This window comes from Streptomyces sp. NPDC050164 (assembly GCF_044459945.1).
GTDB lineage: Bacteria > Actinomycetota > Actinomycetes > Streptomycetales > Streptomycetaceae > Streptomyces > Streptomyces coeruleorubidus_A.
In genome coordinates, this window is sequence record NZ_JBITJK010000021.1 from 1 (window position 1) to 8,716 (window position 8,716).

Genomic DNA, 8,716 nt, shown 5'->3' on the forward strand with positions numbered 1-8,716 from the left:
CGACATTCGGGCCCTGGGCCTGCACAGCCTTCGTCCACGGCACGAAAACGGTCCGCCGACGGAGCTGGCGGACCGTCATGAAAGGTCGAGGCTAGTGCGTTCAGTTAGATCCCTGTTTCCAGAAATGTAGGTAGGAGCGCGTAAGGCGACGAGAAGGAAGGAGGAGCTCTTCGAAGATTCCTATATAGGAATACCGACATTCCTGGAAACGCAGTCAAGACATGCCACAGTCCCCAGTCCCCACCGAGGAGGCCCGAAGAAAACCATCAGAAGGAGAAGAACATGAAGACCTACAGACGCCATCGCTGCTCCGCCCAGCACCGCACCTTCTACACCTTCGCCAGTGCGTCTGGCCCCGCGCCGTCTGGGTGCATGACGAGGACCCCTTCGCCCTGGTCTCCTACTGCCGCGCGATCACGGTCTCGCTGCACGCAACCGCGGAGGCCGCGGAGGCGCAGAAGGGGTTCATCGACGACCTCGCCTGCGGCGGCGCCTGCTGCCGGAACCACCACATCATCCGGCTGGCCGATCCCCACGCTCGCATGACCAGCAGCAAGGGTGGCGCCCGATGAATGCACCTCGTCCCGGGGGACGGATCAGCCAGGGGCAACCCGGCAGAAGGCCAGGCCGGCGCCGGGACTTTCAGTACAGACTCGCTGATTTCCGCAGATGGAGCAGCGCCAGGCCGGCGGCCCGCCGCCGGAAACCTCGCGACCGCGGTCTACGAACGCCAGCACGCCGGCCGAGTAGACCGCGGACGCGATCACTCTCACCGACAGGCTGGGCCTGAGACGGCGCCGCGCAAGGGGTGAGGCCGCTTGGAGCACGCGCGCGCTACGTGGCGTTTGGTGGCAACGGCATCAGGAATCGGAGGATGTCCGCCTGGGCACACTGCGCGGCCGAACCTTGACGTCGGTGTCACGATGCAGCAGTCCGTTCACGAAGCTGCGCTGCGTCCCAGTTCGTCAGCGATCTCCTGGATGGTGGCGCCCGGCGGCATACCGCTCGGCGGCGAGTTTCGCGTACATCTTGCGCTCAGCTCCGAGGACGTACTTGCCGTTGTTCGGGTACGGGATGTGTCCCATCCGGGGCTCCTGGGGCTCTTGTTCGGCCGGTAAGGCCATGTTCACAGACTTCCTTGCGTTACGGAACAGTGACCATGTGGCCCCATTGCTCGCGGTGGCTTCTGCGGGGATTTGCCCGTTTGGATGGCTGGGCTTGACGTAAACCTAACTGGTGCCACCCAAGTCCCCTCGATACCGTTGGCAGGCTCATGAGAACCCTCGCCCCACAGGGAGTCATTCGTGAACGGCCGCCCCACCTTGCTCGCAGCCGCTGCGCTGACCGCTGTAGCGGCCCTGTCGCTGTCCGCCTGCGGGAGCGGTGACGACAACTCCAAGGGCAATGACAAGATTGCGGGAGCGAACACGGGGGACGAATCGGCGTCTTCGGCTTCGCCGAGTCCCAGCGCATCGGACACCGCCGACCGGCCGGACATTACGGTGCCTGGGGACATGAAGAGCATCTTCGAGGACTGGAAGACCGGGGATGCCGCGAAGGACGCCGCACTGGCCGACGCCGAGCGAGCACTCAACTCAGTTGACGACGCGATCGCCCGAGGCGACACAAAGTCAAAGGCGCTCGCTTTCTACTACCAGGACGATGCACTCATCAGTGAAGTCAAGTGGGTCCAGGCATGGCTTGACGCGAACATCTCCTGGACAGGAACCATCCGCTATTTCGACCCGCAGGTGACCCTTCGCGACAAGAACACAGCCGTCGTCATCTATTGCGCGGACGACAGCAAGGCGTACAACAAGGACCGAAAAACCGGCAAGGTGGATAAGACCCCAGCCAGCGACAGTCCCTACGTTCTTTACAACACTCGCTTGGAGAAGAACAACGAGGGCGTGTGGGTGACCACCGGCCTGAACACCAAGAGGGGGCACGAGCGGTGCGGAGGCTGACCACACCAACCCGGATCGGAACCACTGGCCTTCTGGCTCTGATTCTGGGAGGACTCCCGAATGCCGCATGGGCAACACCAGGACCCGCTCCTTCCGTAACCGAAGTCGACTCCGACACATCGGGCAAGGTCGACGGCGACACCGTCTCGGCGTCCGCTGGAGGCGTGGTTGTCTTTGACCGCTCGAAGAACGGCAGTGGCGAGTCGGCCGGGGCCGTCACATCGACCACGTCATGGAACCCGCCCGCCTGCTACTACGCTCCGAAGTACACGCCCAAGGAGATCGAGTCGCAGATGCGGCAGGTGTGGGAGAGCAGCGCGCCCAGCCCCGAGTGGTCCCTGAAGACCAAGAACTACTTCGTCAAGGGCAAGCCCTACAAGGACTTCAACAAGGACAAGGAGGGCGACGGCTACTGGTGGGACGCGTACACCACCGAAGGGTACGAGGCGGACCCCGCGGCCCAGGACTGCGACGAGATGCCTTTCTGGGTCGACAAGGGTGACGCGCCGCCGGCCGAGGTTCCGCAGGCCATCACGTCCGAGATACTGGCCCAGCTCGCTTACGCCGAGATTCGCGTGCCGTCGACGAAGGTCGAGCTGGCTCCTGAGGGCACCACGAAGGTGAACCTGCCGACGTGGGCGTGGCTGGACACGGCGAAGTTCAAGCCGGTCTCCGTCACCGCGCGCGTGCCCCTTCTCGGTATCGAGGCGACGACCACCGCTGAGCCGGTCGCACTGAAGATCACCCCGGGTACGGACAACGCAGTCACCTACCCCGCCTCCGGCGCATGCCAGAACGCGGACGGCTCCATCGGCGAGCCCTACGCCAGGGGCAAGGCCGACCAGACCCCGCCATGCGGCGTGAAGTACCTCCGGTCGTCCGGCGACGGCTCGTACAAGCTGCAGGCCACCGTCACGTGGAAGATCCACTGGACCGGAACCGGCGTGAACGGTGAACAGGATCTGCCGGACGGCACGTTCGGTGCCGAACAGGACGTTGTCGTGCAGGAGATCCAGGCCGTCAACCGCTGACGGGTCGAACACGGGGAGTGAGCATGTCCAAGGGGTCGGATCTCCAGGTCGACTTCCAGCTGCTATCCACGAGTGCGAAGCAACTCCGCGACATCCGCGATGAGTTCAACGGCCTGGGCGAATGGAAGAAGGACGTCAGGGCCGTCGTCGGTGACTCCCGCGTCCAGAAGGCCATGGGCGACTTCGTGGACAACTGGGACAAGAACCGCAAGCGCCTGATCAAGGAGATCGAAGAGGTCGGAGAGATGGTCGAGACGACGCGCGACGCCTTCAAGGGCCTCGACGACGATCTGGCCAACGCCACCAAAGGAAAGAAGAAGTAGCGACTTGGGCGCCAGCCGACCGACGGCGCTCGTCACTCCGCACGGGGGAATTCTTGCATGGCACGGCCGACTGACTGGTCTCCGCTCGCTGAAGCGGATCCTGTTCCTGGTGACCCGGACGGGATCCGCGACGAGGTCACGCACATGAAGAAGATCGCCAAGAAGCTCCGTGATCAAGCGGCAGCCATGCAGGCGATCGCCGACAGCGATGGCCTGAAGGGGAAGTACGCGGACAAGATCGGCGAGAAGGCCCGCGGTCTCTCCAAGCGGCTCGATCTTGCCGAGGACCGTTATCGGGAAGTCAAGGGGCACCTCGACGGCTGGGCGGACGACATGGAGACCGCCCAGAAGAAGGCCGATCGGGCTCTGCGGGACGCCCAGGACGCCCAGCGGATCATCGACGCCCACAAGCCGGATGACACGAAGGGCGGCACGAAGAAGGACCCCGACAAGGGCGGGGCGTCCGAGGACCCTGCCGCCGAACGGGCCGAGGAAGACCTGGAGGAGGCACGCCGAAAGCTGAACTCGGCGGTGTCCTTCTACGGCGAGCGCGCGGACCACTACGCGAGCAAGATCCGGTCGTCGATCGACGACGACATGGAAGACAGCTGGTGGAACGACTTCAAAGCGTGGGTAGGCGACGCCGACTGGCTTGACGGGCTGGCCGAAGCGTTGAGCTGGATCGCGACGGGCCTCTCCGTTCTGGCGATTTTCTTCCCGGCCTTCGGTGTAGTGGCCCTGGCGCTGACTGGTGCGGTCGCGTTGATCCATTTGACCCAGGCCCTTACCGGAAATGGGTCGTGGTTCGACGTTCTCATGGACGTCGGCGCACTGAAGATGGCACGTAACGGGATCAAGGCCGCCAAGGCGATCAAAGGGTTGCAGAAGGGCGCTCGCGAAGTCGCGGAGGGCCTTGCCAAGAAACAGGCCAGGCAGGAAGCACAGCGCGCGAGTGCTGCCGCGCGACGCGCAGGAGGCAAGGCCGGCCGCCTCCACAGGACCGCCGACTTCCAGAAGGCCAAGAGTGCTGCCCGCCAGGTGAAGCAGGCTGAGCTGCCCCAGCCCACCTTGCGGGAGTCGGCCAGCGTGTTCGGCGACAAGGCAATCATCAAGCAGGTGAAGGACATCCGGCTCTGGCGCGACCAGTTCCCCAACAGCGCGGCGCTGAACGAAAGCGCGGCCGCCGCCGGCAAGCACCTCAGCGCCTACCAGGGATCGTGGATCGTGGGCACCGGCCTCGATGCCGGCGACAAGCTGGCGGGCGAGCTGCCGTGGACGTCCGACGAATACGATCGCATGAAGGCGCGGCTCTCCGCGCCTGTCGGTTCCCAATGGTGAGGGGCAAGCTGGTGACGGACGAATCAGACGCGGCACCGCAACGCCGACCGCGCAAGGTGCGCCACGGGCGCGTGCGGAGCCCAGGTCAGCGCTCCCCGCGCATTTCTTCCAAGGCGATCCGCTCGGCGCGGGCCGCCCAGGACGCGGCTCATGGCACCTCACACACCTCACAGGTCGACTCCTCCCAAGCTGACTCTCGCGAGGAGCTGCGCGGTGACCGATACCGATACACGCTGCTGGCAATCTGCATGCTGGCGTTCGTGCGGGTTGCCCTGTCGATGGCCACGAGGAGGATCCAGGGCGAGGCGCTTCTGCCGCTTCCGACCTGGGAGTGGAGCGCGGCTGCTCTCACCCCCCTGCTGGTGTTGCTCCGATTCCGAGCTCCGGCTCTGCGAGGGAGGGTGTTTCAGCTGGAGTCGCACCTGCGGTTCTTCAGCGGCTTCTATCTCGTTTACGCCCTGCCCTTTGCTCTACTCGACGGCCGCTGGCAGCTCTGGCCTGCGGTGATCTTCAGCGTTTCGGTATTCATCGGCATCTGGTACACGAACAAGCAGAGCGCCGACCATGGCTGAGGTCACCTCCCCACCCACCGGCTACCGTCTGCTCCTCCCTTCGGACTGGGTGCAGATTCCGCTGCGCCAAGGCAAAACAGAAGAAATCGTGCACAGAATTGCCACCGATGCATTCCGGCGCGCACCCGGTGACATACCGCGCGACAAGCTGACACCGCTCCGGCTGGAGTTGGAACGCAGACTCCGTGCAGCCATCGTGGACGCTCGGAAGGCCAAGGCGCTGGAGATCTACCTGCCGATGCGGCTGTCGGGCGAGATGAACCTCGGCGCATCGATCGTCGTCTCCGAGGCTCGGCTGCCCTCGCACTCCGCTCCCGCCGGTTCCGATGTAGCGGTTTCTGATCCGGCCGAGGTCGCGGCACGCTTGATCTCCCGGGGCAATGGCATGGAGTTGGATCTGAGCAGCGGAGAGATCGACGGTGCCCTCGCGGTGCGGCAGGAACGCGTCATGCCCTCCGATCCTGGCCGCGGAGCCGAAATGGCCAGTCGCAGAGTGGATTACCTGGTGTCCGTGCCCGGCGAGCCCAGCCGGTGGTTCGTGGCTGCCTTCTCCACCATCGGGGCCGGAGACCCGAGAGACGACCTGGCCGACGCGCTCGTCGAATGGTTCGATGCGTTGATGGCGACTTTCCGATGGAGTTGGGCATGACGGAGGATTGGGGGGATCTGGAGCACGAGTTCGATCTCGTCATCGACTACGACGCGAGCCTGTGGCTCGAAATTCCACCCCGTTGGGATGAGGAGTCATGGAGTGACATCGACTCCTGGGCGAGCGAGTGCGCCGAGTTGTTGTGGCGGTCGCACGCACAGGACCCGGGAGAGTCCGGGATCCCGTTTTTCGCGGGCACGCTGCGGCGCTGCGTGGACGCGTTCGCGCCGGAACGGTTCGACACACGGGCTCTGCTGCATATCGCCTCGCCGACGAGTATGCCCCTGCCTGTCTTCGCCGCAGTGCGGCCTGCAGCAGAAGAAGGCGAACGCGAGACGGCACTGCGTGCCCTGGTGCTAGCGGATGATCCGGACGCAGTCGAGCCTCCGGTCGTCGAGACGTTCTACACGGAGAATCTCGGGGAGGGCGTGCGCGCACTACGGTACGTGCGCCAGGACGACGCCTCGGAGGTGTTGGCCGGTCTGAGGTACGCCTGGCACGACGATGAGATCGATACGGATACCGTCCTGTGGACCGCCACAGACGACGTCGCTCAGGTCATCCGGGCTGCCAAGGACATCGAGAAGCTGGCGCACAAGATCCAGATCCGTATCTGGGACGTGGACCCGGAGGACTAGAGCGCGGCCGAGTTGCCGCAGATGAACTCTTCGGATCAGCTAAGGGCAGCCGTAGCCGACGCGCGGAAGGCCCAGGCCCTGGAGCTCTCCCTGCCGGCATCGCTTGACTGAGCCTGGCAGTGTGCCCGAAGTCTCACTTCGAGAGCTGGGGAGCGACGTCTTGCAGCGGGCTCGACGTCCGGCTCCTGATCACCGTTGATCTTCGGTGGGACTGTTTGCCCAGGCGGGGGTTGTGGCTGGGCCGGGTCGAACCGGCGGCCTTCCGCTTTTCCTGGGCAGTTGGCCCCTCACCACATAGGACACCGTCTAATCGGGCGTCTCTTGAAGAGGAGAGGCCGAAATCCCGCCTGGGTCGCAGTCAGACCTCACAGCGTCGGCTACGGCGCGATCAGACGGTAGGGGATCGCTACCACCACTTGGTGCAGGTGGCGGCACGGCCGTAGATGCTCTGGCATGCCCGGTACCTGATGAACTTGCCGTTGATGTAGCGCGGAACGGCGATGGTGTCATGCCAGTAGCCGGTCCTGTCCAGGCGCCGACGGCAAGCGGAAGCTGTAGTGCCGTCGGTCCAGTCGAGGACCAGCCAGGTCTCGCCGTCGGCGCGGTCGACGCCGGTCCACCCTGTGGCCCAGTAGTAGGTCAGGTTCGGCCGGTTGGCGCGCATCATCCTCAACCCGCCCAGAAGCTTGCCGCCCTCGCGCAGTTCGCGTTCCTCGGCGGCTTCGGAGGGTCCCCAACTGGTGTCGCTGTACTGGACCGGCCACGCGGGATGGGAGGGCCCCGTCTCTTTCGTGCAGTCCGCGGTTTGCATCTTGTCGGCCCGTGGGGGCTCGGCGAGCGGTGGGGAGGTGCTCGGTGTTCTGGAGGGAGCGGGAAGGCCGGAGGGAGATGTGGCCTCGTCTGCGGATGGTTCCGGTGCCCTGGTGGCGCGGTCGGTGGCCTTCGGGGAGGCCGGTCCACTGGGCGACGCGGAGGTGCCTGACTCCGAGGGACTGGCTGACACTCCGCTGCCGCGGGTCGGTGTGGCCGTGGATGCGCGGGGAGAGCCGGAGGGGCTGTTGGCCACGGTGGTGGACACCACGATCGCGAGAACCGCGAGCGCGGTGCCGATGAGCAGTGTCCGCTTGCGCTTCCGTAACGCGGTCTCGCCCGGGGTCTGCACGATTGTCGTCATGGTCCCGCTGTTGGCGATTGCGTACGGCGCGGTTGCGATGGGATGCCCACATCAGTTGCGAACTCACCTGTGGTGTCACCGGTTCGGCTGGCAGCGCGCGGCGTGATCCTTGTGAGGGGGGCGCGAGGGAGGGATGGCGCCGGTACCGTCTCAGTATGGACACGTCCTGGTGGCTGGCGCTCGCCGCGGTGGTACTGCTCGCGCTCGTCGCCACGCTCGTCGACGGCTGGGGACGGCGGTCGGTGGCGCGGCGGGGCCGGACGGCGGTGGGAACCGCCTCGGTGGCGGGCCTGCCGCAGCCGGCGGAGATCTGGTGGGCGGACGTTCCCTACGAGGACGAGGCCCGCACGAAGGACCGGCCCTGCCTGGTGCTGGCGGTGCGCGGGGAGCGGGCGACCGTAGCGAAGATCACCACCCGGTTCCGGCGCGAGCGCACCGGCGTGATCCCCCTCCCCCCGGGCTTGGTCGGCGACACCCAGGGCCGCGCGAGCTTCCTGGAGACGGATGAACTGCGGGAGGTCCCGGTGTGGGGCTTCCGGAGACGCGTCGGGGTGGTGGACCCGGCGCTGTGGGACCAGGTCCGGTACTTGGCCGGGTGAGAGCGGGGGCTCACGGTGCGGCGTCCGCGCGGGAACATGCCGCGGGCCGGGCGCGGGCCGGGCGCGGGCCTGGCGCGACGATCGGGAAGGTCGACTGAGCGCGTCAACTGGACGCGACGACCGACCGCGAGGGCCGGGCGGGTCGGCCAGACGAGACGACCGGGAGGGTCGACCGGACCCGACGACCGGGAGGGTCGGCTGAGCGCGACGACCGGACGGGACGCCGGACACGACGACCGTCCGGTACGGCAGGGAGAGTCGGCCGGGCAGTCGACCGGACACGCCGGCCGGACGCGACGACCGCGCCGCCCCGCGCCGAGACCCGGGCGGTGATCCCGGCCGTCGTCCGCCGCCCTCACCGCAACCGTGGAAGCAGCACGTACAGCACCAACCCGGCAGCGATGACCGCGCGGTACCTGGCCGGC

Annotated in this window: 10 protein-coding genes; 9 read left to right on the forward strand and 1 reads right to left on the reverse strand. The window is 66.2% G+C overall.

All coding sequences use genetic code 11. From position 1 onward, the window contains the following. The first annotated feature begins 368 nt into the window (after positions 1 to 368). From ACIBNA_RS25490 to ACIBNA_RS25525, 8 genes are all read left to right on the forward strand, one after another. Positions 369 to 572, forward strand: a complete 204-nt coding sequence (locus tag ACIBNA_RS25490; RefSeq protein WP_399167440.1) for a hypothetical protein — start codon at positions 369 to 371, stop codon at positions 570 to 572. Positions 573 to 1,304: 732 nt separating this feature from the next. Continuing rightward, on the forward strand, positions 1,305 to 1,967 hold the full coding sequence (locus ACIBNA_RS25495) for a hypothetical protein (RefSeq protein ID WP_399167441.1): 663 nt from the start codon (positions 1,305 to 1,307) through the stop codon (positions 1,965 to 1,967). After that, on the forward strand, positions 1,964 to 2,998 hold the full coding sequence (locus tag ACIBNA_RS25500; protein ID WP_399167546.1) for a hypothetical protein: 1,035 nt from the start codon (positions 1,964 to 1,966) through the stop codon (positions 2,996 to 2,998). The genes ACIBNA_RS25495 and ACIBNA_RS25500 overlap by 4 nt, the downstream gene beginning before the upstream one ends. A gap of 23 nt (positions 2,999 to 3,021) precedes the next feature. Then, positions 3,022 to 3,321 (forward strand): hypothetical protein, encoded by a 300-nt coding sequence (locus ACIBNA_RS25505; RefSeq protein ID WP_399167442.1) that lies wholly within the window; start codon positions 3,022 to 3,024, stop codon positions 3,319 to 3,321. Between the two features lie 57 nt (positions 3,322 to 3,378). Further along, positions 3,379 to 4,659: a putative T7SS-secreted protein gene (locus ACIBNA_RS25510; protein ID WP_399167443.1), complete on the forward strand. Its 1,281-nt coding sequence runs from the start codon at positions 3,379 to 3,381 to the stop codon at positions 4,657 to 4,659. 11 nt (positions 4,660 to 4,670) lie between these two features. Next, positions 4,671 to 5,231, forward strand: a complete 561-nt coding sequence (locus ACIBNA_RS25515) for a hypothetical protein (protein ID WP_399167444.1) — start codon at positions 4,671 to 4,673, stop codon at positions 5,229 to 5,231. Further along, complete coding sequence (locus ACIBNA_RS25520; protein ID WP_399167445.1) at positions 5,224 to 5,880, forward strand: hypothetical protein; 657 nt, start codon at positions 5,224 to 5,226, stop codon at positions 5,878 to 5,880. Before ACIBNA_RS25515 ends, ACIBNA_RS25520 begins: the two co-directional genes overlap by 8 nt. Then, complete coding sequence (locus tag ACIBNA_RS25525) at positions 5,865 to 6,518, forward strand: hypothetical protein (RefSeq protein ID WP_399167446.1); 654 nt, start codon at positions 5,865 to 5,867, stop codon at positions 6,516 to 6,518. The genes ACIBNA_RS25520 and ACIBNA_RS25525 overlap by 16 nt, the downstream gene beginning before the upstream one ends. Before the next feature lie 406 nt (positions 6,519 to 6,924). Here ACIBNA_RS25525 and ACIBNA_RS25530 read toward each other — a convergent pair whose 3' ends face one another. Then, positions 6,925 to 7,692 (reverse strand): hypothetical protein, encoded by a 768-nt coding sequence (locus ACIBNA_RS25530; RefSeq protein ID WP_399167447.1) that lies wholly within the window; start codon positions 7,690 to 7,692, stop codon positions 6,925 to 6,927. Between the two features lie 155 nt (positions 7,693 to 7,847). On the opposite strand from ACIBNA_RS25530, the gene ACIBNA_RS25535 reads away from it, so the two are divergent. Next, positions 7,848 to 8,291 (forward strand): type II toxin-antitoxin system PemK/MazF family toxin, encoded by a 444-nt coding sequence (locus ACIBNA_RS25535; protein WP_399167448.1) that lies wholly within the window; start codon positions 7,848 to 7,850, stop codon positions 8,289 to 8,291. Positions 8,292 to 8,716 lie beyond the last annotated feature (425 nt).

Coding starts and splice junctions, on each gene's coding strand:
- ACIBNA_RS25505 (WP_399167442.1), top strand. CDS start 3,022: ATGTCCAAGGGGTCGGATCTCCAGGTCGACTTCCAGCTGCTATCCACG.
- ACIBNA_RS25535 (WP_399167448.1), top strand. CDS start 7,848: ATGGACACGTCCTGGTGGCTGGCGCTCGCCGCGGTGGTACTGCTCGCG.
- ACIBNA_RS25520 (WP_399167445.1), top strand. CDS start 5,224: ATGGCTGAGGTCACCTCCCCACCCACCGGCTACCGTCTGCTCCTCCCT.
- ACIBNA_RS25525 (WP_399167446.1), top strand. CDS start 5,865: ATGGAGTTGGGCATGACGGAGGATTGGGGGGATCTGGAGCACGAGTTC.
- ACIBNA_RS25510 (WP_399167443.1), top strand. CDS start 3,379: ATGGCACGGCCGACTGACTGGTCTCCGCTCGCTGAAGCGGATCCTGTT.
- ACIBNA_RS25530 (WP_399167447.1), bottom strand. CDS start 7,692: ATGACGACAATCGTGCAGACCCCGGGCGAGACCGCGTTACGGAAGCGC.